Origin of the sequence: Aquincola agrisoli (assembly GCF_036621135.1) — a bacterium.
GTDB classification, from domain to species: domain Bacteria; phylum Pseudomonadota; class Gammaproteobacteria; order Burkholderiales; family Burkholderiaceae_C; genus Aquincola; species Aquincola agrisoli.
In genome coordinates this window covers 25,706-50,112 of sequence record NZ_JAZIBG010000058.1, presented here as the reverse complement: position 1 = coordinate 50,112, position 24,407 = coordinate 25,706, and the positions used below count along the sequence as shown (strand labels likewise).

21 protein-coding genes are annotated in these 24,407 nt (G+C 72.3%); 6 read left to right on the top strand and 15 right to left on the bottom strand.

Annotated features, from left to right (window positions below; translation table 11 throughout):
• Positions 1-13: 13 nt before the first annotated feature.
• The 4 genes from V4F39_RS26645 to V4F39_RS26630 are packed head-to-tail and all read left to right on the top strand — an operon-like array spanning position 14 to position 4,209.
• The gene (locus V4F39_RS26645; protein ID WP_332293277.1) at positions 14-364 is read left to right on the top strand and encodes a c-type cytochrome; all 351 of its coding nucleotides are present in this window, start codon (positions 14-16) and stop codon (positions 362-364) included.
• Positions 327-1,310, top strand: a complete 984-nt coding sequence (locus tag V4F39_RS26640) for a cytochrome c oxidase subunit II (protein WP_332293276.1) — start codon at positions 327-329, stop codon at positions 1,308-1,310. The genes V4F39_RS26645 and V4F39_RS26640 overlap by 38 nt, the downstream gene beginning before the upstream one ends.
• A complete protein-coding gene (locus V4F39_RS26635) occupies positions 1,307-3,907 on the top strand; it encodes a cbb3-type cytochrome c oxidase subunit I (RefSeq protein WP_332293275.1) in 2,601 nt (866 codons plus the stop codon). The genes V4F39_RS26640 and V4F39_RS26635 overlap by 4 nt, the downstream gene beginning before the upstream one ends.
• Positions 3,904-4,209 carry a hypothetical protein gene (locus tag V4F39_RS26630; RefSeq protein ID WP_332293274.1) on the top strand — a complete coding sequence of 102 codons (306 nt, stop codon included), beginning with the start codon at positions 3,904-3,906 and terminating at the stop codon, positions 4,207-4,209. The genes V4F39_RS26635 and V4F39_RS26630 overlap by 4 nt, the downstream gene beginning before the upstream one ends.
• On the opposite strand, the gene V4F39_RS26625 is transcribed toward V4F39_RS26630, so the two are convergent.
• A complete protein-coding gene (locus V4F39_RS26625) occupies positions 4,196-5,134 on the bottom strand; it encodes a LysR family transcriptional regulator (RefSeq protein WP_332293273.1) in 939 nt (312 codons plus the stop codon). The genes V4F39_RS26630 and V4F39_RS26625 overlap by 14 nt on opposite strands.
• A 146-nt stretch (positions 5,135-5,280) precedes the next feature.
• Here V4F39_RS26625 and V4F39_RS26620 point away from each other — a divergent pair, with 146 nt between their 5' ends.
• Positions 5,281-6,669: an MFS transporter gene (locus V4F39_RS26620; protein WP_332293272.1), complete on the top strand. Its 1,389-nt coding sequence runs from the start codon at positions 5,281-5,283 to the stop codon at positions 6,667-6,669.
• Positions 6,670-6,699: 30 nt separating this feature from the next.
• Here the strand turns inward: V4F39_RS26620 and V4F39_RS26615 are convergent, their stop codons facing one another.
• Genes V4F39_RS26615 through V4F39_RS26595 form a run of 5 tightly spaced genes read right to left on the bottom strand, consistent with a single transcriptional unit; the run spans position 6,700 to position 15,111 of the window.
• Complete coding sequence (locus V4F39_RS26615) at positions 6,700-8,835, bottom strand: CHASE2 domain-containing protein (RefSeq protein ID WP_332293271.1); 2,136 nt, start codon at positions 8,833-8,835, stop codon at positions 6,700-6,702.
• Positions 8,822-9,694: an HD domain-containing protein gene (locus tag V4F39_RS26610; RefSeq protein ID WP_332293270.1), complete on the bottom strand. Its 873-nt coding sequence runs from the start codon at positions 9,692-9,694 to the stop codon at positions 8,822-8,824. Before V4F39_RS26610 ends, V4F39_RS26615 begins: the two co-directional genes overlap by 14 nt.
• A gap of 7 nt (positions 9,695-9,701) precedes the next feature.
• The gene (locus tag V4F39_RS26605) at positions 9,702-11,924 is read right to left on the bottom strand and encodes an HD domain-containing phosphohydrolase (RefSeq protein ID WP_332293269.1); all 2,223 of its coding nucleotides are present in this window, start codon (positions 11,922-11,924) and stop codon (positions 9,702-9,704) included.
• Between the two features lie 5 nt (positions 11,925-11,929).
• Positions 11,930-13,798, bottom strand: a complete 1,869-nt coding sequence (locus V4F39_RS26600) for a FecR family protein (protein ID WP_332293268.1) — start codon at positions 13,796-13,798, stop codon at positions 11,930-11,932.
• On the bottom strand, positions 13,795-15,111 hold the full coding sequence (locus tag V4F39_RS26595; protein WP_332293267.1) for a surface lipoprotein assembly modifier: 1,317 nt from the start codon (positions 15,109-15,111) through the stop codon (positions 13,795-13,797). The genes V4F39_RS26600 and V4F39_RS26595 overlap by 4 nt, the downstream gene beginning before the upstream one ends.
• A gap of 340 nt (positions 15,112-15,451) precedes the next feature.
• On the opposite strand from V4F39_RS26595, the gene V4F39_RS26590 reads away from it, so the two are divergent.
• Positions 15,452-15,796 (top strand): hypothetical protein, encoded by a 345-nt coding sequence (locus V4F39_RS26590; RefSeq protein WP_332293266.1) that lies wholly within the window; start codon positions 15,452-15,454, stop codon positions 15,794-15,796.
• Positions 15,797-15,814: 18 nt separating this feature from the next.
• Here the strand turns inward: V4F39_RS26590 and V4F39_RS26585 are convergent, their stop codons facing one another.
• From V4F39_RS26585 to V4F39_RS26545, 9 genes are all read right to left on the bottom strand, one after another.
• A complete protein-coding gene (locus V4F39_RS26585; protein ID WP_332293265.1) occupies positions 15,815-16,720 on the bottom strand; it encodes an acyltransferase domain-containing protein in 906 nt (301 codons plus the stop codon).
• A complete protein-coding gene (mdcB, locus tag V4F39_RS26580) occupies positions 16,717-17,610 on the bottom strand; it encodes a triphosphoribosyl-dephospho-CoA synthase MdcB (protein ID WP_332293264.1) in 894 nt (297 codons plus the stop codon). The genes V4F39_RS26585 and mdcB overlap by 4 nt, the downstream gene beginning before the upstream one ends.
• Positions 17,601-18,284 carry a malonate decarboxylase holo-[acyl-carrier-protein] synthase gene (gene mdcG, locus V4F39_RS26575; protein WP_332293263.1) on the bottom strand — a complete coding sequence of 228 codons (684 nt, stop codon included), beginning with the start codon at positions 18,282-18,284 and terminating at the stop codon, positions 17,601-17,603. The genes mdcB and mdcG overlap by 10 nt, the downstream gene beginning before the upstream one ends.
• A gap of 11 nt (positions 18,285-18,295) precedes the next feature.
• Entirely contained in the window at positions 18,296-18,997 is a 702-nt protein-coding gene (locus V4F39_RS26570) for a biotin-independent malonate decarboxylase subunit gamma (RefSeq protein WP_332293262.1), read from the bottom strand.
• A gap of 11 nt (positions 18,998-19,008) precedes the next feature.
• Positions 19,009-19,890 (bottom strand): biotin-independent malonate decarboxylase subunit beta, encoded by an 882-nt coding sequence (locus tag V4F39_RS26565; protein ID WP_332293261.1) that lies wholly within the window; start codon positions 19,888-19,890, stop codon positions 19,009-19,011.
• On the bottom strand, positions 19,887-20,219 hold the full coding sequence (gene mdcC / locus V4F39_RS26560; RefSeq protein WP_332293260.1) for a malonate decarboxylase acyl carrier protein: 333 nt from the start codon (positions 20,217-20,219) through the stop codon (positions 19,887-19,889). The genes V4F39_RS26565 and mdcC overlap by 4 nt, the downstream gene beginning before the upstream one ends.
• Before the next feature lie 122 nt (positions 20,220-20,341).
• Positions 20,342-22,024, bottom strand: a complete 1,683-nt coding sequence (gene mdcA / locus V4F39_RS26555) for a malonate decarboxylase subunit alpha (RefSeq protein ID WP_332293259.1) — start codon at positions 22,022-22,024, stop codon at positions 20,342-20,344.
• 35 nt (positions 22,025-22,059) lie between these two features.
• Entirely contained in the window at positions 22,060-23,331 is a 1,272-nt protein-coding gene (locus V4F39_RS26550) for an SLC13 family permease (RefSeq protein ID WP_332293258.1), read from the bottom strand.
• Positions 23,332-23,463: 132 nt separating this feature from the next.
• On the bottom strand, positions 23,464-24,372 hold the full coding sequence (locus V4F39_RS26545) for a LysR family transcriptional regulator (RefSeq protein ID WP_332293257.1): 909 nt from the start codon (positions 24,370-24,372) through the stop codon (positions 23,464-23,466).
• Positions 24,373-24,407: the final 35 nt, after the last annotated feature.

Here is a 24,407-nt window from a genome sequence, read left to right as displayed (position 1 = left end):
CCGGTGGTGGTGCGTGCTGGCCCTCGCCGGCCTCGTGGCGTGCGACGGGCCACCGGACCGCACGCCGACGGTGGGCGACGCCGACGTGTCGCGCGGCCGGCAGCTCGTCTCGGACAAGGGCTGCGTCGCCTGCCACACCTTCCCCGACGTGAAGTGGCCGCGCGGCAGGCTCGGCCCCTCGCTCGAGGATTTTGGGCGGCAAGGCCTGATCGCGGGGCAATTACCGAACCAGCCGGGCGTGTTGATGCAGTTCGTCCGCAATGCACCCGCCCAGGTGCCCGGCACGGCGATGCCGGCCATCCCAATGACCGATCAGGAAGCTCGCGATGTCACAGCCTACCTCCTCCAGCTCCAACCTCGCTGAGGCGTTGAGCGGATGGCCACCCCCCGTGCTGGACCCGCACGGCCCGTTCTCGAACACGGTCAGCACGCTCGCCTGGGTGCTTCTCGCCCTCGTCACCGTGATCTTCGTGCTGGTCTGCGCGGCGCTGTGGGTCGCGCTGTACGGCAACGACGCGCTGCGCGCCAAGCTCGGCGGGGAGCGCGTCGTCAAGTGGTTCGGGCTGATCCTGCCGGCCGGCGTGCTGTTCCTGCTGCTGGTGGGCGGCATGCTGCTGGTGCGGGGACTGACGACCATCCAGGGTGACGAGCTGCGCATGCGCGTGTCCGGCAACATCTACTGGTGGCGCGTCTCCTACCTCGATGCGGCGGGCAAGGAGGTCCTGGCCGATGCCAACGAGTTGCACATCCCCGTCGGCCGCCCCGTCGTCGTCGACATGGTCTCCGAGGACGTGATCCACAGCTTCTGGGTGCCCAAGCTCGGCGGCAAGATGGACATGATCCCCGGCCGAACCAACCGGCTCAAGCTGCAGGCCGACAAGGCCGGCACCTACGGCGGGCAATGCGCCGAGTTCTGCGGAGGCGCCCATGCGCTGATGGGCTTCGTCGTCGTGGCGCACGAGCCGGACGCTTGGCAGCGCTGGCTCGATGGGCGCATCGAGCGGGCCACGGCGGCGGCGCCGCTCGACATCGATGCGCAGCGTGGCAAACAGCTGTTCAACGAGATCGGCTGCGCGGCTTGCCACCGTGTCGGCGGCACCGATGCGCAAGGCTTGTCGGGCCCGGACCTGACCTTCGTCGGTGCGCGGCAGTCGCTCGGCGCCGGCATCCTCCCCAACAGCCGCGCGACGCTGATCGGCTGGATCGGCGACAGCCAGTCGATCAAGCCGAACAACCGCATGCCGGCCTATCGTTCGCTCAAGGCCGAAGAGCTCCATGCGCTCGCCAGCTACATGGAGGCCTTGAAGTGACGCGTGGCGCCAGCCCAGGGGTCGCGGGGGCCGTGCAGGACGCCGCGGCGCAGCCGTCGGAGACCGGCTTCGACACGACGCTCTACGAACGCTTCCCCACACAAGGCGGCAGGCCGGCGGGCGAATTCGAGGCGCTGAAGAAGGTCTGGGAAACCCCGGCCGGCTGGCGCAGCTTCAGCGCCGTCAACAACAACTTCATCGGCTTCCTCTTCATCGTCACCGCCTTCGGCTTCTTCATCGCCGCGGGCATCCTGTCCCTCGTGATGCGCGTGCAGCTCGCCGCGCCGCTCGCCGAGGTCGTGCCCCAGGAGACCTACAACCAGCTGTTCACGATGCACGGCTCGGTGATGATGTTCCTCTTCGCGGTCCCGGCGATCGAGGCGATCGCGGTGCTGCTGCTGCCCCAGATGCTGGCGGCGCGCGACCTGCCCTTCCCCCGGCTGTCCGCCTACTCGTACTGGGCCTACCTGATCGGCGGCGTCGTCTTCTTCTGCTCCATCTTCTTCAGCCTGGCGCCGTCCGACGGATGGTTCATGTACCCGCCGCTGAGTTCGGGCGTGTACTCGAAGGGCATCAACGCCGACTTCTGGCTGCTCGGCATCGGCTTCATCGAGATCAGCGCGATCGCAGGCGCCATCGAGCTCATCGTCGGCGTGTTGCGCACGCGCGCGCCCGGCATGACCCTGGCCAAGATGCCCGTCTACGCCTGGGCCGTGCTGATCTTCGGCGTGATGATCATCCTGGCCTTCCCGGCCATGATCATGGTGACGTTCCTGCTGGAACTCGAGCGCGCCTTCAACTGGCCACTGTTCGACGCCACCCGGGGCGGAGACCCGCTGCTCTACCAGCACCTGTTCTGGTTCTTCGGCCACCCCGACGTCTACATCATCTTCATACCGGCCTCGGCCATGGTGTCGACCATGATCGTCACGGTCGCGCAGAAGCGGCTGGTCGGCCACGAGCTCGTGGTGCTGGCGATGATCGCCACCGGCTTCATCAGCTTCGGGGTCTGGGCCCACCACATGTTCACCGTCGGTCTGCCGGGGCTCTCGGCGGGTTACTTCTCCGCCGCGTCCATGGCGGTCGCGATCCCTGCGGGTGCACAGGTCTTCGCCTGGATCTGCACGCTGGCCGCAGGCAGGGTGCAGCGCAACGTGCCGTCGCTGTTCCTCGTCGGGGGCATTCTCATCTTCGTGATGGGCGGCCTGACCGGCGTGATGGTGGGCATGGTCGCGTTCGACGGGCAGGCGCACGACACCTACTTCGTGGTCGCGCATTTCCACTACGTGCTGATCGGCGGCATGGTGTTCCCGCTCCTCGCCGGCTTCTACTACTGGACGCCGATGATGAACGGCCAGCGGCTGTCGGAAGCGGTGGGACGGTGGGTGTTCTGGCTCTGTTTCGTCGGCGTCCATGTCAGCTTCCTGCCGATGCACCTGACCGGGCTCATGGGCATGCCGCGGCGGGTGAACACCTACCTGCCCGACCGCGGGTGGGACACGACCAACCTGATCTCCACGGTGGGCGCCTTCATCATGGCCGCAGGCGTGCTGCTGTTCCTGATCGATGCCGTGCGTTGTTACGCCCGCCAGGGCGGGGGCGGCGGCGAGGCCCGCAACGTGTTCGGCGCAGGCACGTTGGAGTGGCTGTCGGCGGGCAACTACGGCGTGCGCTCCATTCCCGTGGTCAACGACCTCGAACCGCTGTGGGCCGACCCGCGGATGGCCAGCGACGTCGAGGCCGGGCGCTACTTCCTGCCGAACACCGCCACGGGCGAGCGCGAAACGCTGGTCACCAGCGCGGCGCGCGCCGAACCGCAGTACCTGCAGATCATGCCGGGGCCTTCGTGGTGGCCCCTGCTCGCGGCGCTCTTCACCGCAGGCTGCTTCCTGCTGCTCACCGTCAAGGCGCTGGCACTGAGCGCCGCCTGCGGCGTCCTCACCGTCTTCTGCCTGATGCGGTGGGTCTGGGGCAACGATCGCCACATTCCGCAGAAGCAGGTCGACGTCGGCGCCGGCATCCTGCTGCCGACGTACGTGACCGGTCCGCAGGCTCATGGCTGGTGGGCTGCCGTCCTGCTCACCATCGTCCTCGGGATGATCTTCTCGATGGCCATGTTCGGCTACCTGTACCTCTACGGTGCCCATCCCGACGCCTGGCGGATCGCCGCGCCCTCCGGCGCCCTGGTGCCGGGCCTGCTGCTCCTCGGCACGTCGCTGGCGACCGCCTACATGGCCCGGCCGGTGATGGCGAACTTCGAGCGCGGCAGCGGCGCCAGTGCGGTCCTGATAGCGCTGAGCGCCGTGTGCCTGGCGGGCGCCCTGGCCACGGACCTCTCCGATTGGCGGCACGCCGGCCTGCGCGGCGACGCCAGCGGCCAGGGGGCCACCGTCTACGCCATGATGGCGTGGCACGGCAGCGTCGTGCTGGCGGTCGTGTTGTCGGCGTTCTACTACCTGCTGCGCTGGATGCGGGGCCTGGCGCCCCGGCCCGCCAACAAGACGCTGGAAGCGCTTCGCATCCTGTTCATCTACGCGGCATTGGAGGGAGCGGCCGGCCTGCTGCTGCCGCGGTTGATACCCTGGGGGGGCCTGTGACGCACTCGAGGCCGTCCGTCTGGGCGCCGATCATCACCGCTTTCGCGATCTGGTTCGTGCACTTCATGGTGTGCTGGGTCGCGACGGAGATATGGTCCGACCGCTGGCCCGCCAACGCAACGGCCTGGGTGGCGACCGCGGTCGCGCTGGCGGCCGTGGGCGTGCACTTCATGCGCATCGCTGCCAGCCACCAGGCCGGCCGGCTCCCGGGCTGGAGCTTTCGCTTCGCGCAGGGCGCCACCGCGATCGCCGGGGCGGCCATCGTGTTCAGCGTGGTCCCGTCCCTCGTCATCGTTCCGTGAGCGCGTGGGGGCCGCCGGGCGACGGGCCGGCGTGCCCGGCCCGGCACACCCTCGCCACCACCCCCCTCAGCCACCGATGCGCCGGCTCCGCGTCGAAGCGCGGATGCCAGCACAGCGACACGGTGATCGCCGGCATCTCGAAGGGCAGCACGAAGCAATGCAGCCCTTCGCGCAGTCCCGCGGTATGCCGCTCGGGCACGCTGGCGATCAGGTCGGTGGCGCGCGCCAGCGCCAGCGCGGCCGAGAAGCCGTCGACGAAGGTGGCGATGTCACGCACGAGCCCCAGCGGCGCCAGCGCGTCGTCGATCGGCCCCGTCTCCCGGCCCCGGCGCGAGACGCCGACGTGCCGGCCGGCCGCATAACGCGCGGGGGTCATCCCGCCCTCGGCCAACGGGTGGCCCGGCCGCACGGCGCCGATGAAGCGGTCGCGGAACAGCGCCTGCACGCGCACCTCCGGTCCCATCGCGTGGCCCACCACGCCGGTCTCCAGGTCGACGCTGCCTTCGCGCATCGGCGTGCTGTCCTTGTCGGGCTTGTGCACGAAGCGCAGCCGCACGCCGGGCGCCTCCTCGGCGATGCCGGCGAGCAGGGCGGGGCCGAAGGTCTCCACGAAGCCGTCGCTCGCGCGCAGCGTGAAGGTGCGCGCGAGCGACGGCAGATCGAGCCGCTGCACGGGACGCAACATGGCGGCGCCCTCCTCCACCAGGGGGCCGATCCGCTCGCGGAGTTCGAGCGCGCGCGGCGTGGGCACCAGCGCGCGGCCGGCCCGCACGAGCAGCGGATCGCCCGTCGCCTCGCGCAGCCGCGCCAGCGCCCGGCTCATCGCCGAAGGGCTGAGTTGCAGCCGCCGCGCGGCACCCGCCACGCTGCCTTCGGCAAGCAGCACGTCCAGGGTCACCAGCAGGTTGAGATCGGGCATCGCCATGCGGCCACCATACCAAGGCGGCATGCATCGTGGCATGGCGTTCGGCGCAAGGACACCGTGCAAGCGGCGCGCCTTCCGCCGCGCCGGGCGCCCGCCTACGCTGAAAGCACAGCCCGGCACCGGGCGCCCACTCCGCAAGCACCTCCATGCCAAACCCCATCGCCGCACCACGCCACGAGGCGGCCGCCCTCGCCGGCCTGTCGTTGTCCATGCTGCTGTCGTCGCTCGCCACCAGCATCGTGCCCGTGGGCCTGCCGCACCTGGCGCTGGCGTTCGGTGCGCCCTTCCCGCAGGTGCAGTGGGTGCTCATCGCCTACCTGCTCGCCCTCACCACGCTGGTGGTGGGCGCCGGCCGGCTGGGCGATGTGGTCGGCCGCAGGCGGTTGCTGCTGGCCGGCGTCGCAGTGTTCACCGCAGCCTCCGCGCTGTGCAGCGCCGCGCCCACGCTGGGCTGGCTGGTCGCGGCGCGGGCGGCGCAGGGTGCGGGTGCCGCCGCGATGTTGGCGCTGACGATGGCCTTCGTCGGGCAGGCGGTGCCCCGGGCCCGCACCGGCAGCGCGATGGGGTTGCTGGGGACCGCATCCGCGGTCGGCACCGCGCTCGGCCCGTCGCTCGGCGGGCTGCTGCTCGCCGGGCCGGGATGGCGGGCCTTGTTCGCCGCCATCGCGCCCCTGGGGCTGCTGGCCTGGTGGCTGCTGCGCCGCCACCTGCCGGCCGACCCCCAGGCGCCGCACGCGGGCCGGCAGGGCCTCGACCCCACGGGCACGCTGCTGCTGGCCTCGACGCTGGCGGCCTACGCGCTGGCGATGACGCTGGGGGGCGGCCGTGCCGGGGCGCTCACCATCGCGCTGCTGTTGGCCGCGGCGGCCGGCGCAGCCCTGTTCGTGCGGGCCGAGGCCCGGGCGGCCTCGCCGCTCGTCCGCTTGTCGATGTTCCGGGATCGGCTGCTGCGCAAGAGCCTCGTCACGAACGCGCTGGTGGCCACGGTGATGATGGCGACGCTGGTGGTGGGCCCCTTCTACCTGTCCCGAACGCTCGGCCTCGGCGCGGCCGGCGTGGGGCTGGTGCTGTCGGTCGGCCCGATGGTGGCCGCAGCGGCCGGCGTGCCGGCGGGCCGCCTGGCGGACCGCTTCGGCGCACCCGGCATGACGCTGGCGGGGCTGGCGGCCATCGGCGCCGGCGCGGCGGCGCTGTCGATGCTGCCGGCCACGCTGGGCATCGCCGGCTACCTGGTCCCCATCGTCGTCATCACGGCCGGCTACGCGCTGTTCCAGGCTGCCAACAACACCGCCGTGATGGCCGGCGTGCGGCCGGACGAGCGGGGCGTCTTGTCCGGGCTGCTGGGCCTGTCGCGCAACCTGGGCCTGATCACCGGCGCCGCGGTGATGGGCGCGGTGTTCGAGCGTGCATCGGCGGCGGCCGACGTCGCCACCGCCCCGGCAGCAGCGGTGGCGGGCGGCATGCACATGACGTTCGGGGTGGCGGGGGTGCTGATGGTCGCTGCAGGCGGTGCCGCAGCGCGATGCCGGACCTAGGCGGATGCGCCCGCCCGCCGCGCTCGTCCTCTACTTGCCGGCCAACTCGATCAGGTCGTCCGTCGCCCCCGCCTGAAGCCTCGTGGCGTGCAGCCGCACGAGCGCGTCGTCCGGCCGCTGCTGCCGCAGCCTCTCGAAGGCGGGCAGCGCATCGCTGCGCCCGCCGACCATCGCGGCGTAGGCCTGGGCGTAGGCCTCGTCCTGGATGCTCTGGCCGTCCGGCGGGTCCAGCGGCTGGTACACCATGACCGGCGCCGAGCGCCCGGCGAGCCTCACGCGGCCGATCGGGCGCGCCGGCACGCCCGGGCAGCCGTCCAGCGTCTCCTTCGAGACGCACAGCTGCGTGCCGAGGTACTTGTTCGCCCCTTCGAGGCGCGACGCGGTGTTGACGGGATCGCCGAGCGCCCGGTAGTCGAAGATGGTGCGGCCGCCGAAGTTGCCGACGATCACCTCGCCGGTGTGCACGCCGATGCGGGTCTCGCAGAACTCGACGCCCTCGGCGCGGCGTGCGGCGAGGTAGTCGGCCGCGAACCGCTGCATCGCGAGGGCGCAGCGCAGCGCACGCGCCTCGTGGTCGTGCTGCTCCACGGGCGCCGAGAACACGATGGCGACCGAGTCGCCGACGATGCGGTCCAGCGTGCCCTCGTGCTCGAAGGCGATGGCGATCATCCGGTCGAGGTACTCGTTCAGCACGGCCACGGCGGCCGCGGGGTCCATGCGTTCCATCACCGAGGTGAAGCCGGCGAGGTCGGAGAACACGAAGCTGCAGCGTTGCCGCCGCCCACCGAGCTCGAGCGCCTGGGGCCGCGAGATCAGGTAGTCCACGAGGTTGGGCGACACGTACCGCGCAAACGCCTGCCGCACCCAGCGCTGGCGGCGCTCCGTCGCGACGTAACGCACCACCGTGGCCGGCAGGAAGACGGCGAGCATGGTCCCGCACGGCACGACGGGGTCCAGCAGCAGGCCCTGGCGGGAGAACGCCCACCAGGCGGCCCCTGCCAGCAGCGAGGCCAAGGTCGCGAAGGCCAGCACCGAGCTGGCCGCGCCCGCCACCATGGCGATGAGGCCGACGGCCAGGCCCCCCAAAGCCAGCACGAGCAGCTCGAGCCCCGGCGCCCATCCCGGGCGCTGCAGCGGCCGGCCCAGCAGCATCTGCTCCAGCGCCTGTGCGTGGACCTCCACGCCCGGAATGACCCCGCCGAGCGGGCCGAAGCGCAAGTCGAGCAAGCCCTGCGCCGACGTGCCGACCAGCACGATCCGGCCGCGCAAGTCGTCCGCCGGCACGAGGCCGGCCAGTACCTTCCACGCCGGCACGTAGCGCTCCGGCCGGTGGCGGGTGTAGTGCACCCACACGGAACCATCGGCCGCCGTGGGCAGGCGCAGGCGGCCGACGCCGACGTCGATGACCCCGCCGCCGGCCGCGGACCGCACGGTGTAGTTGCGGGCGTCCAGCGCGATGCGCAGCGCCTCCGCGGCCAGCGACGGTGCGGGCCGGCCCTCGAGGTTGAAGAGCAGGGGCAGGCGCCGGACGACACCGTCGTCGTCCGGCACGAAGCTGAGGCCACCATGGCCCGCAGCCGCCTGACGCAGGACGGGCATGCTCGGCACGCAGCCCGTGAAGGGATGCATCGCCGGCTCGGGCGGTCCACCGACCACCACGAACCGCGCCGGCGAGCCGCACCCGCCTGCGTCGGCGCCAGCGGCATCGGTCAACGCGAAGCCCAGCGCGACCCGCCCGCGCGAGAGGACCTCGGCCAGCGCATCGTCATGGTCCGGCAGCGCCTGCAGCCACTGCGCCGCGGCCTGGGGCATCGCCGTGTGGGCCAGCAGCGCGCGGGGCGACGTCCGGTCGGGTTCTGCGAAGACGATGTCCAGCGCGACCGCCGCCGGCTCCGAACGCTGCAGCCGCACCAGCAGCTCCGCCACCCGCGTGCGCGGCCAGGGCCATTGGCCGTGCCGCCGCAGGCTCTCGTCGTCGATGTCCACGATCAGCACCGGTGCCGGCTCGTAGGGCCGCGGCGACCATCGCTGGTACTGGTCGAAGACGGCGTGCCGCAGCCCGCGCAAGGGGCCGGGATCGCACCAGGCCAGCAGCGACACCGTCGCCCAGGCCAGCAGCGGGACCCACCAGGTCCAGCGCGCGCCCAGCCTGCTAGGCGACGGCATGGTCGTCGAGCGAGGCCAGCAGCAGCTTGCGCAGGCGCTGCACGTTGGGCTCGAAGAACGCCCCGACGACGCCCAGGGAGAGGGATTCGTCGATGAAGCGCAGCTTGTCCGTCGGGCCGAGGGGGCGGCCCCACTCCTGGGCCAGCAGGGCCTGCAGGCGCAAGCCGTGCGCGAGGGTCAGCCCGATGGAGGGCAGCACGTCCGCTTCGCACAGCAGGCGGGCCAGCAGCGCGAGCAGCGGATCGTGGTTCAGCCTCTGCAGCTCAGGCGCCGCGGGCGGCGGCGCAGGGTTGACGGCCGCCGGCGTGCGCCGCGAGGCGCTCGCCAGCGCCGTGCGGACACCCTCGGCCGGCTCGGTGGCGAGCACCAGCGCGTCCAGCTGGGCGCACTGCGCAGGGCTGACGCCGGCGGCGTCGAGGAACGGCCGGGCGAAGGCCATGCTGCGCCGTTCCGCCACGAAGCCCCGTGCCGGCGCACCGTCGTGGTCAAGGTCGTGCATCAGCGCCGCGACCAGCAGAAGCTGGACCGCGAAGGTGGGCAGCCGGTGCTGCCTCGCCAGGAGGCTCGCGGTGAGGAGCACCTCGGCCAGGTGCTGGCGGTTGTGATACGGATGCCGGTCGACGTAGGGGGCGTTCGCGTCGGCCCATGCGGCCAGGGCTTCGCCCGCCGCATGCAGTGCGCAAGACCAGCCGGCGACACCGTGCAGCGGCTCATTCAGCGCCCGCCATGCGAGCTGCAGCTTGAGCCGCGTGGCGGACAGCGCATCGAAGGCGTCGACCAGGTCCGCTGCCACCGCCTCGCAGGGCCGATTCAGCGGCGCCCGCAACAGCACGAGCACCGGCCGTGGCAACACGGCCATCGCAGCCTCAGGCGATCGCATGGTCTTCGGCCCGGTGGGAGACGGGAACCAGGAACGGCGTGCCGTCGGCAACGTCGATCTGCGCGGGCTTCAGGTGCTTGCGGGCGAACCGGAGGAACACGCCCGAGGTGAGGAAGAGGTTGAACACGTGGGGGTCGATGTGGTCGCCGGCCATGCTGCGCAGCACGTTCAGCGCCTCGGAGAGCGTCTTGGCCTTCTTGTAGGGGCGGTCGGATGCGGTGAGCGCCTCGAACACATCGGCCACGGCCATGATCCTCGACGGCACCGACAGCTGCGCTGCGGCGAGCCCCCGCGGATAGCCCTTGCCGTCCATGCGCTCATGGTGCGTGCCGGCGTATTCGGGCACGCGCCGAAGCTCCTTCGGAAACGGCATGCGTTCCAGCATCATGATCGTGTGCACCATGTGCTCGTTGATCTTGTAGCGCTCCTCCGGCGTGAGCGTGCCGCGGTGCACGCCGAGGTTGTGCAGCTCGCCGTGGTGATAAAGGTGCTCGGGCACGTCCATGCGGAAGCCGAAGGCGGGATCGAGCTGCTGGTCGGCGGGCCGCGGCACGATGTCGTGCGGCCGGTCGGCGAGCAGGCGCTCGACCGCCGGCAGCGGGGCCTGCGGGACGCCGCGGCGGCGGTCGAGTTCGGCGGCCGACAGGCCCAGCCGGTCGTCGAAGTGGCGTGTCCACTTGATGCCGGCCAGCCGGTGCAGCCGGTCGAGATCGGCGGGCTGCATCGCTTCGCCGCCGATGTTGCATGCGGCGATGAAGGCGAAATCATCCTGCAGCGCTCGGCGGCGCGCTTCGAACGTTGCTTCTTCGCAGGCCTCGAGCGGCCGCACTGCGCACGCCTGCAGCCGCTCGATCTCCAGGTCGCGCCACAGCACTTCGAAGCGCATGCGCACCTCGTGGATGCGGTTGTAGAGGGTCTCGAGCTTGGTGGCCTTGTCGATGACGTACTCGGGCGTCGTCACCTTGCCGCAGTCATGCAGCCAGGCGCCGATACGGAACTCCTGCCACTCCTCCTCGCTGCGGAAGCGGAAGTCGCCCAGCGGCCCTTCGGTCGCGTCGCAGGCCGCCTGCGCCAGCATCATGCCGAGCTCCGGGACACGCTCGCAGTGGCGGCCGGTGTAGGGGCTCTTCGCGTCGATGGCGTTCGCCAGCAGGCGGATGAGGCTCTCCATCAGCAGCCTCTGCGACTCCACGAGCTGGAGGTTGTCGAGCGCCACCGCCGCCTGCGCGGCCAGCGCTTCCACGAGGTGCACGATGCCTGCGTCGAACGGCACGATCGCACCGGACTGGCGATCGAGCGCGTTGAAGAACTGCAGGACCCCCACCGCCTCGCCTCCCCGCGGCGAGATCGGCACGGTGAGCATGGAGACGGTGCGGTAGTCGCTCTGGCAGTCGAAAGCCCGGGTCCCGCTCAGGTCGAAGCGGGTCTCGGCATAGACGTCGTCGATCACCACCGAGCGGTTGTGGATCGCCGTGTAGACCGACACGTAGTTCTCGTTCGGCTGGCCGGTGAGCGGGTCGTGCAGCGGAATCTGCAGGCTCGGCAACGCGTCGTCGCGGGTGCGCATCTCGAAGCGCAGCGTGCGCTCCTCGGTGACCATGTACATGGTCGCGCCGTCGCAGTGCAGGAGCTTCTGGCCCTCCGTCAGCAGGTGGCGCAGCAGCTTGCCCCGGTCGCGCTCCATCGCGAGCTTCAGCCCGGTGTCGATCAAGGCGTCGAGCAGGCTTTCGCCTGGCGGGGTCCAGCTCGTGGGAAGCCGGCGCAACCGGTGCAGCGCGGCCAGCCGGCCGAGCTTGGCGGCCAGGTCCGCCACGTCGGCGGGCAGCGCCACCGACTCGTCGACCCCGGCGAGCTGCATTGATGCGCACCGGCCGGTGACCGCCTGCGTCCCGACCAGCACCAACGGCAGCCCGGCGGGCAGGCGGCGGTGCTGCAACTGCTGCAGGAACGCCATGGCATCCGCAGCGGCATGTTCGGCATGGACCAGCGCGACGTCGTACGCCCCGTCCTCGATCGAGGCGAGCGCCTCGTCGAAGCGGCCCTGCCTGACGACGAAGCAGTGCCGCCGCAGGCCCTGGATCAACCGTTCGGACGTGGCGACCGGCCCGTCGCTCAACAGCAGCACCCGGCCCTGCAAGGCGCCGGGCACGGGATGGCGGCCGGCGCTTGCAGCGCCGGCCCCGGCAAGGAACGCTTCGGACGGCTTCATCGGCGTCAGGGCTTGAAGACGATGGCGCCCGTGACGTCCCCGAGCCGGCTGTCGAAGCCGTAGGTCACACCGAGGCGGCTGTTGCCCGCCCCGCCGACGATGCCTCGGACCGAGACGCCGTTGCCGAGCGTGCCGGTGCACCCGCTGGCGCAGCCGGAGCCGCTGCTGGTGATCAGGGAGATGCCGGAGAAGCCGAAGGTCGAGGTCTGGAGCGCGGTGCCGGTCAAGGAGAAGGTCTGCCCCGCGACGGGGACCGTGAGGCTGTAGGTGGCCGTGCCGCCGAGCGGAGCCGCCAGCGCGATGTTCACCCGGCCGCCCGCGGCGTTGGCCACGCCGGTCGCGACGACCCGGCCGCCGGAAGCGACGGTCGGGGCGGTCGAGGCGAACGACGTGAACGAACCGATCGCCGGCAGGCTCGGTTGCCCGACGAAGGCGACGTAGTGCAGCGACGACAGGTTGCCCTTGCCCTTGCCGCCCGCGTCGTTGACCTTGGACTGCCCGTCGATCCACCGGCCCCAGGCGACGATGCCGTCCGCACCCGGGTCCGCCACGACGCCCTTCTCGATGATCTTCTTGTGCTTGGCCGCTTCGTCCAGCTCGGTCAGGCCGGTGTCGGGTCCGAACCGGCGGTCGCCCGACGTGAGGCCGGAGCCGAGCTCGCCCTTGTCGGTCGTCCACACGAGCGCCACGGCGCCCACGCCGTTGGGCAGCGGCGCGCGCGTGGGGGCCGGTGCAGGTGATGGCTTCGGCGGCGGTGGAGGGAGGGGCCCGGGCGGCGGGGACGGCTGGGGCGCCGGCGCCGGGGACGGCGAAGGCCCCGGTGTTGGAGACGGCGCCGGCGCCGGGATGGGTGCAGGAGCGGGTGCGGGTGATGGCGCCGGCGAAGCATCCGGCGCGGGGCTGGGCGACGGCGGGTCCGCGGGGGGCGCAGGCGCAGGCGCGGGCAGTGGTGCAGGCGTGATCGTCACCGGCGCACCGCTGCCGGGCGGCTTGACAGGCTGGCCTGCACCGCCGCCGAGGCCCGGCAGCACGTCGTCGCCGGCCGGCGAGTCAGGCGCCGGCACGGCCTCCGGCCCCTGGCTCAGCAGCGTGGCGACATAACGGGCGATGCGCTCGCCCTCGATCGGCGCCACGGCGGTGGCCGGGACCGTCGACGGCGCGGCCGGTGCCGCCGCCGCTGCTGCTGCGGCCGTGGGCGGACCGCCCGCCTCGGCCTCGCCGGAGGACGATGCCTGCTCCTGCGACGACGAGGCCGGCGGTACCACGACCGCGAGCCTGGCGCTGACAGCGGGCCGGATGTCGCGGCCGGGCGTGAACGCACCGAAGCCCTTCGGCACGTCGATGCAGCCGCCGTCGTTGCACACGGCCACCCTGCCGCCGAAGACGCTGACGTGCAGCCCCTGGTCGACGGCGGCCGAGTACTCGGTGCCGCGGATGCCGATGGTGCCCGCCGGGGTATCGAGCTTGTAGCGCTCGGGCCGCGCCTTGCCGATGCTGCCGCTGATCGTCCTCAGCCCGCCCTTGACGAGACTCATGAAGCCGCGTTCATCGTCGCCCGCCGTGCCGGCGGCGCGGTAGTCGTCCAGCCGCAGCACGGTCTCCTCGTTCAGGGACATCATGGCGCCGTCGATCATGCGCAGCTGCACACGGCCGCGACCGGTCTCGATGGTGTCGCCGGAATCCACGAGCCCTCCCTTGGCGGGCTGGCGAAGCTCGCCCTGAGACGACCTGATGCGTGCCTCACCGGAAGCGAACAGCACCGTGGCAGCGGGCTCGGCCCGCAGCGCGCCGGGGAGCAGCAGGCCGGCCGCCAACGCGACGGCCGACAGGGGCATGGGGGCGCCGCGGCGGCGCAGGATGGATCGAGACATCATGGGAACTCCCGGCGCAGGGCGATCTGCACCACCGTCTTGTGGTAGTCGTAGAGCACGACGTTCGAGCGCGCGACAGTGCGCCGGACCTGAGGCACCAGCTGCCAGTGCGGCGCGAACGTCCAGCGCAGGCCTGCGAGCAGGTCGCTCTGGTGGTCGCTGCGGCTGACGTCGAACAGCGGCTCCCTGCCGCCATAGCGGCGCCGCTCGAACTGCCATTCGGCGAAGAGGACGGTCGAGCCGGCCAGCTGCTCGGCGCCCAGCCGCGCACCGAAGCCCCGGTGGCCGACGTCGTCGAAGCCGTCCGCACGCGCATGTTCGGCAACGTGGTACACGCTGCCGTAGGCCAGCCGGGCGCCGTCCTGGAAGGCCCGGGCGAAGGCCGCGCCGAGCACCGTGCGATCGGTGTTGCGCTCGTGCTGGCCGGCGTACTCCTGCCGCGAGAACTGCGCGAAGCCGCTCGCCTGCGAGGCCGGCCCCAGCTGCTGCTGCCACTGCGCCATCACGCCGTTCGCGGTGCGGTACAGGCTGGACGACACCCATGCGCCGGAGGCCTGCAGCGCGATCGTCTGCACGCTCGTCGCGCCGTTGCGGGCAGCGCCCACCATCGCGTCGGCCACCGTGGTGTTCATGTCGTGCACGCGGTGCGGCGCGGTCGTCCGCAGGTTCGCGCCGGCGACCAGGTCCCAGGTCGAGGTCAGGGGCCGCTGCACGGAAAGGCCGCCAGCCGCGGTGGCGAAGGCGTCGTGCTGGCGACGCGTCTCGCGCGCCATGGTGAAGAGCAGCCCGCCGAAGGCCGGCAGGGCGAACTGCCCGACGTTCGTCGCGCTGTTGACGTTGCTGTCGTCGCCGGCGGCCAACTCGAGGTAGCCGTTGATGCGTGTGCGGCGTGCCGAGTCCGCCGCCTGGTCCAGCGCCCCGAGCACCCGGTCGATGGCCCTCGCGGCCTCCGGCGGCAGCTCGCCACGGCGCACCCTCAACAGCTCCGCACGGCCCCGGTCCACCTCGCCCGCTGCCAGGTAGGCCCGTGCCAGCTCGGCCCGGGCGGGTCCGTTGTCCGGTGCCGCTGCCACGACCCGTTCGAGCGCGAAGATCGCGCGGCTGACCTGCCCTGCATCGAGCGCCGCGACGCCCAGGGCCAGGTCGAAGTCCACGTCGCCCGCGCGCGCCGGCTCCTGGTCGGCAAGCTGCCGGAAGGTGGCATCGGCCCTTTGATCCTGCAGCGGCCCGCGGCTGGCATCGCGGGCTGCGTCCTGTGCCGAAGCACCGGCAGCCGCTGTGAGAAGCCCCAGCGCGGCTGCCAAGGCGCGCTTCACAGCGAAGGGAGGCGTCGAAGGAAGGGGAAGCGCTATCAGGCGGCGCACTGCAAGGGCCGCAGAGAGATGTATCAAGGCTACCTTTCGCACCGGCCTCAATGCCGGCATGCTCCGTCAGGGCTCTGGCGGCTGCTGCGGTATCGACGCTTGTCTAGGGAACTTGACGAGCAAGAGTCCCTTGCGAAAACATCTTTCTTCGGACCTCGAACGGACCCCTGTCGGGTTACAAAAACGGGGAAAAGAACGGCATTCCACGTGTAACAGCAGGTCTCGGTGCAGCGAGTCAAACAGCGGCCTCGTCCTACAACACGGGGCTGGGTCGGTGGCTATGCTCAAAGCCATGTCGACCCGTCCGCTCCAGCTCATCTCCCCCGTCCGTGCGGTACCCGACGTGGCGGCCGACGACGGTATGTCGCGGTGCGCCCGGCTGGCCGCCTTCTCCGAGTTCAACAGTGCGCTGGCACCCATCGGCCGCAAGCTCGTGCATCTGGACGGCTGCATCCAGTCGCCCTCGCCCGCGGAACTCCAGCGCCTCTACATCGCCGGAAGCCGGTTGCGCGCCGTGGCCGGCGAGGCCGCCTTCGCGCGGCGGCTGACGATGATGCCTGCCGCCATTGCGAACATGCTGTGGCGCGTGGCGTCGCAGGCCCCTGCCAGCGAGGCGGTCGAGCTTCAACCGGCGTGACCGGCGGCCCGGCGGCGTTCAACCGCCGTGCCGCGCGATCCAGTCCGCGACGGCGCGTGCGCTGCGGAAGTCATCGGCCGAGCGGGCCGGAATGCCGGGATGGCGCTGGCTCCACAACCGGGCCAGGGCTTGGCCCGGACCGACTTCGAGCACGCACGCCACCTGGCGGCCGGCGATCGCATCCATGCACTCGTCCCAGCGCACCGTGTGGTCGATCTGCGTGGCCAGCGCCTGCTTGAGCTGCGGCACGGAGGCGACCCGCCCCGCCGCGTTGCTGAACAGCCAGCCCCGCACGGGGCTGAAGGCCATCGGCGCGATCAGCCTGGCAAAGCCGCGCGCAGCCTCGGCCATCCACGGTGTGTGCGAGGCCACCTGCACGTTGAGCAGCGTGCAGTGCGCCCCCTGCTGCTGCGCCGCTTCGGCCGCGGCGGGCAGCACGGACTGCAGTCCGCCGGCCACCACGCTGTCGACACCGTTGCGGATCGCCACCACCAGGCCGAAGCGCTGGAGCCACGCCTCGAAGGCCGGGCCGCTCCAGCCGCTGACGCCCAGCAGGCCCGTGGACTGCGACGCGGCGCACCGGTCCATCCACGCGGCACGCTCGATCGACAACGCGAGCGCGGTCGCGGCATCGAAAGCCCCGGCCGCCGCGAAGGCGGCCAGCTCGCCGACGCTGTAGCCCGCCATCGCGGCGGGGGCGGCGGGCAGCAGCGGCGCGAGCTGCGCCCAGGCGGCCAATGACAGGCCGGTGAGCAGCGGCTGCGCGTGGGCGTTGCGGCCCGCCCAGGCGCGATCGGCCAGGCGCGTGCGCCAGTCGGCACCGACCACGGCCTGCACACGGCGTACGGCGTCGTCCTCCACCAGCCACGGCAGCATGCCGGGATGCTGCAGTCCCTGCCCTGCGAACAGCAGCGCGTAGCTCACCGCAGCCCTGCCGCGCCGACGCGCAGCACCCAGCAGGCAGCGGCCAGCATGTCGGCGGCGCCGCCGGGCGACAGGCGCCGCGCGACGAAGTCGCGGTGGATCGCCTGCGCCGCCTCCAGCCCGCCCGGCCGCCCCGCCCCACCCTGCGCCAGGAAGCCGCGCGCCGCCTGCTGCGCATGGCGCAGGCCGGCCATGCCGCCGCGGTGCGCGAGGTTGCAGTCGTCCAGCACCGCCATCACCGAAAACAGCGCATCGACACGCGCCTGTTGTACGCCCAGGCCGCGCCGCAGGCCGCCGGCCAGCGCCGGCACGGCGGTCTCGAAAAGCACGGGGAAGCCGAGCGCCGCCTCCTGGGAGGCGCTGCGCAGCCCATGGCGGCGCGCGGCCAGGCCGCCGGGCAGCGTCGGCGTGCGCCGGCAGCGGGCCTGCAGCGCATCGCCCCAGTGCTGCCGCAGCGTGGCCCGCAGCGTGGACGGCTGCAACGCATCGCCGGCGCGTGCCGCCGCGCCGGCCGCAGCGCACAGCAGGCCGAGCGTGAAGATCGCGCCGCGGTGCGTGTTGATGCCGCCGGTGGCGGCCGCCATGCGCGCCTCGGCCTCGATGCCGGCACGCTGCAGGGCTTCGAACGGCGCCCCCTGCCCGCCCAGCGCGGCGATCTGCACGAAGTAGTGCCGCAGCGCGAACAGGCTGCGCATGAAGGTGTGGGCATCCATGTCGTCGTGGCTGCCGCTGTCGACGAAGGACACCAGGCCCGGCTTGGGCGCGAGCGCGAGTTCGTCGTGCAGCGCCAGCGTGGCGGCGCGGCCGATGCGCTGCGGACCGGGCAGCACCGTGCGCGGCGCCTGCACCGCGCGGCGCAGGCCGGTGCGACGAGGCAGGCTCAGGCCCATGCGGCCTCCGCCTCGGCCTCGAAGCGGCAAGCATCGTGGACCAGCTCGGCACCCGCCAGCCGCTTGACCAGCACGGCACGGACCTCGCCGGCACGCCAGGCCGCCCATTCGCGCCACTGCACCGCGCCGCCGTCGCCGAAGACGAGTTCGCCGTCCAGCCGCAGCCCCTGCGCCGCGGACCGCTGCAGCTGCGCCGCGGCCTCGTCGGCCTGGCGGGCGCCGCGGACCGCGACCCACAGGTCGATGTCGGAGCCGGGGCGCAGGTAGGGCAGGCCCGTCAGCCGCTGCCAGCCGTGGCTGCCGTACACGCGGGCCGGGGCCCCGCCTTCGTCCAGCGCGGCCGCCAGCCGCCGCCAGGCCGGCGCCGCGGTGCGCGGCAGCTGGCGCACCACATCGGCGGCACGCGGGAACTCGTCGAAGTAGCAGATCGCAGAGCGCGGCACCTGCACGCCGATGCGCCGGCGGCCCCACGCGAGCGGCGCGGGCAGGCCGAGCGTGATGCGCCCCCCGGCCGCGTCCAGCGCCCCCGGCTGCCGCGCCACCACGAGCGGCAGCCGCTGCGTGCGCCAGTGCGCCAGGCAGTCCTGGGCCTGCAGGGTGTCGTCGAGCGTCCGCAGCGCGGCCCAGCCGGCCGCCGACAGGTAGGCCAGTTGGTGGCGTCGCAACGGCGTCATCGCCCCGTCCCTCAGGCGGCGTCGAGCACGCGCTGCGCCACCGCCGCAGCGAGCCGGCGTCCGCCGCGCTCGGCGCCGTCCTGCGCACGGCGGTCCTCGGTGGGCGTGTCGGCCAGTGCCTGCCGCAGCGCGGCAGGCAGGTCGCCCTCCCACAGCGCACGCACCCCGCCCATCGCGACATAGTTGCCGACGCCGGGCGCGAACACCGGGTTCGCCTGCGACAGCGTGGCCAGCATCGCCTCGGGCAGCTTGGTCACGCGCGCCATCGCGGGGATGCGCATCACGCGGATCTCGGCCTCGGGCAGCGCGTAGCAGGCATCGGCGATCAACCCCGAGGTGATGAAGCCGCCGGACAAGGCCTGGTCGTACACCAGGCCGAGCACGCGGTGGCCCCGCCGGCGCGCCAGGTCGATGGCGGTGCCCAGGTGCGCCATCGCGCGGTTGATGCCCAGCAGCTCGTCGCGCCGCCGCAGCTGCTGGCCTTGCGTGTCGATCAGCAGCAGCAGCGGCCGGCCGGGATGCAGGCGCACGGTGTCGAGCACCACGCGGGCCTGCGCCAGGGCCAGCGCCACACCGATGGGGGCGTGGTTCGTGGTGCCGGCGACGGCGATGGTCTGGCCGTCGAACACGGCGGTGCCGTGCAGGAAATCGCCGTCGGCACGGATGCCGTGGCCGGCTCCGAAGAGGCGGGTGGCAAGGGTGTTCCATTCCATGGCGTTGCTCCTCAGGCGGCGCGCAGCGCATGCAGCGCGGCCACGTCCAGGTCGGGCACGCGGGCCGCGTCGGGCACGCCCAGGCGCTCCCACACGGCCACGGCATCGTCGCGGTCCTCCTGCGGCGGCGGCAGCGCCTGCAGTCGCTCGGCGAGCAGCGCGTGCTCCTGCTCCAGCGTGTCCAGCGTCACAGGCCGGCCACCGTCCAACGCCGCGAGGGCGGCCTCGCGGAAAGCCTGCACGCCGTCTTCGACCAGCGTGTCGCAGTCGCCGGTGAGCCAGCGGTGCTTGCCGCCGGTGGTGCGCCACACGAGGGCGCGGTCGCGCGCATCGAACTCCTCGACGCCGTGCGAGGCCTCGATGACCTCGGGGCCGGACATCGCCAGCCGGCCCATGTCGCTCATCACGATGTGGTCCGCGCAGCGCGCGACGATGCCCATGCCGCCGAAGCAGCCGTTGGCGCCGCCGATCAGCACGATCACCGGGATGCCGGCGGCCCGCACGTCGAGCACCGCGCGCATCACCTCCGACACCGCGATGAGCCCGGCATTGGCCTCGTGCAGCCGAACGCCGCCCGATTCGGCCAGCAGCAGCACGGCGTCCGGCCGGTCGCGCAGCGCACGCCGCAGCAGGCCCGTGAGCTTGGCGCCGTGCACCTCGCCGACGCCGCCGCCCATGAACGCGCCCTCCTGCGCGGCGACGAACACCGGCCGGCCGCCGAGCCGCGCGCGGCCGATGGCCACGCCGTCGTCGAACGACGAGGGCACGCCGAGCTGCGCGAGGTGCGGGCTGGTCAGCCGCTCGGCCGGCGGCAGCCACTCGTGGAAGCTGCCGGGATCGAACAGCCGCGCGAGGCGCTCGCGCGCCGGGCATTCGGCGTAGCTGGTGGTCATGGGGTGGCTCCTTGCTGCAGGTCGGCCACGGCCTGGTCGAGCCGCAGGCTCACCACGGCGGGCGTGGCGCCCATGTCGTTGATCGAGATGCGCAGGCCGCCGTACGGATGGCGCGCATGGAAATCGCCCAGCACCGCCTGCCAGATCGGCCCGAAGCCGCGTGCCGAGGTCTCGACACGCACGTTGCACGCATCGCCGGGCACGGCTTCGAGCATCACCTCCAGGTTGCCCGAGCCGACCACGCCGACCAGCACGGGCGCGAAGGACCCCGCGGCCTGCTGCCCGGGAAATGAGAAGTCGAGGGTCTCCAGACCCGCTGTAAGGCTCATGACCGCCCCTCGTCCGACGAATACGCCGGCCGATCCCCCGGGGGGATGCGGGCCGGCTTGGGAGCGGCCCGGCGCGCGGCCCGCGAATGGTTCGACACGGAATGGCTCATGTTGTTTCGCTCCTACCAGTTCCTGAATCGCCGCGGCGGCTGGTACAGCCCGCCGGAGGCCCTGACGAGGTCGCGCATGCTGCGCGCGGCCAGCAGGTTGCGCGTGGCGTCGCGCGGGTCGATGCCCAGGTCCTGCGGCCGGCGGATCACGCCGCGGTCGCGCAGGTTCTCCACCACGCGCCGGTCGCGGCCGAGGCCCACCGCGGTGTAGCCAGCCACGCCGCGGATCGCCTGCTCGCGCTCGGCATCGTCGCGGCACAGCAGCAGGTTGGCGATGCCCTCCTCGGTCAGCACGTGGCTCACGTCGTCGCCGTAGATCATGATCGGCGGCAACGCCATGCCCGACTGCTCGGCGAGCTGCCAGGCATCGAGCCGCTCGACGAAGGCGGGCTGCATGTGCTCGCGGAAGGTCTCCACCATCTGCACCACCAGCTTCTGGCCGCGCGGCGTGCCGGCGGCGCCGCGGCGGCCGTTGCGCGCCTGCTGCCCGGCCTTCAGCCAGGCCGGGCTGCTGTGCCGGCGGCCGCGCGCATCGGCGCCCATGTTGGGTGCGCCGCCAAAGCCGGCGATGCGGCCCAGCGTCGCGGTGGAGCTGTTGCCGTCGAGGTCCATCTGCAGCGTCGAGCCGATGAACAGGTCGCAGGCGTAGTGGCCCGCGGCCTGGCACATCGCGCGGTTGCTGCGCAGCGAGCCGTCGGGGCCGGTGAAGAAGACGTCGGAGCGGGCCCGGATGTAGTCCTCCATGCCCAGCTCGGAGCCGAACGAGTGCACCGACTCGACCCAGCCCGCCTCGATCGCCGGGATCAGCGCCGGGTGCGGGTTGAGCGCCCAGTGCCGGCAGATCTTGCCCTTGAGGCCCAGCGACTCGCCGTACGTGGGCAGCAGCAGCTCGATCGCCGCGGTGTCGAAGCCGATGCCGTGGTTGAGCCGCTGCACGCCGTACTCGGCGTAGATGCCCTTGATCGCCATCATCGCCATCAGCACCTGGATCTCGCTGATCTGCGCCGGGTCGCGGGTGAAGAGGGGCTCGATGACGTTGGGCCGCGGCGCCTGGACGACGAAGCTCACCCAGCCGGCCGGGATGTCGATGCGCGGCAGCGTGGTGCTGCGGCCGTCGACCAGCTCGTTGACCTGCGCGATGACGATGCCGCCGGAAAAGGCGGTGGCCTCGACGATGGCGGGCGTGTCCTCGGTGTTGGGGCCGGTGTAGAGGTTGCCCTCGGCATCGGCGGCCTGCGCGGCCACCAGCGCCACGCGCGGCGTGAGGTCGATGAAGTAGCGCGCGAACAGCTCCAGGTAGGTGTGGATCGCGCCGATCTCGATGCGGCCGGCCTGCACGAGCTGGGCCAGCCGCGCGCCCTGCGGGCCGGAGAAGCTGAAGTCGAGCCGCGCGGCCACGCCGTTCTCGAAGAGGTCCAGGTGCTCGGGCAGCGCCAGCACCGACTGCACCATGTGCAGGCCGTGCACACGCGCGGGGTCGACCTGGACCAGCGCCTGGGCGAGGAAGTCGGCCTGCTTCTGGTTGTTGCCCTCGAGGCACACGCGGTCGCCGGGCTCGATCACGGCTTCGAGCAGCGTGCCGATGGCCTGCGCGTCGACGCGCTTGCCGGCCAGCCGGGCGCCCAGTGCGCCGTGGGCCCGCGCCAGGCGCGCGGCGCGGTTGTCGGCCTTGGTGGTCCAGGTGTTGGCGTTCATGGGTTCATGCCGGTCAGGAGGGTTGGGAAGGAAGGTCAGATCACGACGAACAGCAGCCACACGAGCACCGGCGCGACCACGGTGACGACCGCGCCGTACACCATGAGCTGGCGGAAGAAGACGTTGCGGTCGATGCCCCGGGCGTTGGCGAGCACCAGCGCGCCGTTGGTCGAGAACGGGCTCACGTCGACGATGGTGGAAGACACCGCCATCGCCGCGATGAAGCCGATCGCCCCGACCCCGCCGTCGCCCTGCAGGAAGGGCACGGCCAGCGGAATGAGCGAGCCCAGCACGGCGGTGGACGAGGCGAAGGCCGACACCACCGCGCCGACGAAGCACAGCAGCAGCGCGGCCATCAGCGGCGAGGTGAGGCCGGCGACGCTGTGGCCGACGAAGTCGATCGTGCCCATCTTGTCCATCACGCCCACGTAGGTGCTGACGCCGACGATCAGCATGATCTCGGGCCACGAGACCTGCGACAGCGCGCCCTTCTGCAGGTCGGGCGCCATCAGCGTCAGCAGCAGCCCGATGGTGATGGAGACGAAGCCGATGTCCAGCTTGAAGAAGAGCGTGAGCACCGCCAGCGCCAGCAGGCCGGCGACGGTGGCGGCCTGGTAGGCGCGCGAGCCGGCGGCGGCAGCCTCCGACGGCGCCGCGCCCGGCGCCGCGGCGCCGCGCGGGCCCGCGGCGTCGGCCTGCTGGCGGAACAGCTTCATGCCGCCCATCGTGACGAACAGCAGCGCCGACACGGCGAGGTTGACGCCCAGGCTCGCCATCATCGTCGCCATCTCGCTGAGCGGCAGCCCGGCATTGGCGACGATCTTGTTGGTGATGCCGCCGTAGATGCTGATCGGCGAGAAGCCGCCGCCCTGCGCGCCGTGCACCACCATCAAGCCCATCAGCAGCGGGTTGATGCCGTAGCGGGCGGCGAAGCCGAGCGCGATGGGGGCGATGATGGCGACCGCCGCCGGGCTCACCGCGCCCACCGAGGTGAGCAGCGCCGCCATCAGGAACATGATCCAGGGGATGGCCGCGATGCGGCCGCGCACCGCACGCACGGCCAGCCGCACGAGCCAGTCGATCGTGCCGTTGTTCTGCGCCAGCGCGAAGAGGTAGGTGATGCCCACCAGCGTCAGGAACAGGTCGGCCGGAAAGCCGCCCAGGATCGCCTTGGCGTTCATGCCGGCCACCAGCGTGCCGACCAGGAACGCGCCGACGAAGGCGATCACGCCCATGTTGATGGGCAGCGCGGTGGCCAGCACGAACATGCCGGCCAGGGCGCAGATCGAAATCCAGTGGGCACTCATCGTGGGCGTCTCCAGGCTTGTCGTCCGGTGCACGCGGCACCGTGTCTTGCTGGAGCGAACGGTAGCCAGCCGCCGGGAGGCGATCAATGAAGGCCGGCGGCCGACCTTTACGGCGGCCGTAACGATTGGGGGTTAACCCAGGTCGGCGCGCGAGGCGCGGCAGACGGCCAGCAGGGCCAGCAGGTTGGGGTCGCGCTCGCGCGTGCGCAGGAAGTTCAGGCCGATGGTCTGGCGCATCAGGTACTTCGGCTGCAGCGGGATGAGCTGCACCTTCTGCGAGAACACGTCGCGCACCCGGCCCGGCAGCAGCGTGCAGCCCAGCCCGCCGCTGACGAGGTTCATCAGCGAGAAGATGTCGCCGGTCTTCATCACCACGTTGGGCGTGAAGCCGGCGACGCGGAACGCATCGACGAAGCCGTCGTAGGTGGCGAAGCCTTCGGTGAGGCTGACGAAGCGCTCGTCGACGCAGGCACCGAGGTCGATCTCGGCCATGCCGGCATAACGGGAGCCTGCGGGCGCGGCGAAGTGGATGGCGTCCTGGAACAGCGGCTCCGATTCCACGTCGGGCGCGCCCTCGGGAAGGGCCATCAGCGCGGCGTCGACGCTGCCGTCGCGCAGCTTGCGCAGCAGGTCGAGGTTGGAGCCGAGCACCAGCTCGGTCTCCAGCTCGGGCTTGCGCACCTTCATGCCGACGACGAGCTTGGGCACGGCCTCGATGGTGAGCGAGTAGAGCGAGCCGATGCGGATGCGGTCGGCGCCGTAGCCGGCCACCTCGCGCGTGGCGCGGATGCCGTGCGACAGGGTCTGCAGCAGGTCGCGCGCCACATCGGCCAGCGCGTGCGCCGCCTCCGTCGGGTGCAGGTTGCGGCCCTCCTGGCGGAACAGCGCGCAACGCAGGCTGGCTTCCAGCGAATGCAGCGCGCGGTGCACGCTGACGGTGCTGATGCCGAGCCGGTCGGCCGCACGGGCCAGCGTGCCCGCCTCCATGAACTCCAGCAGGATCTCGAGCTTGCGGAAGGTGATCTCTTCGTCGACGCGCATGCCGGGCCCGCGGGCGGTTCGCTGCGTGCCGCCGC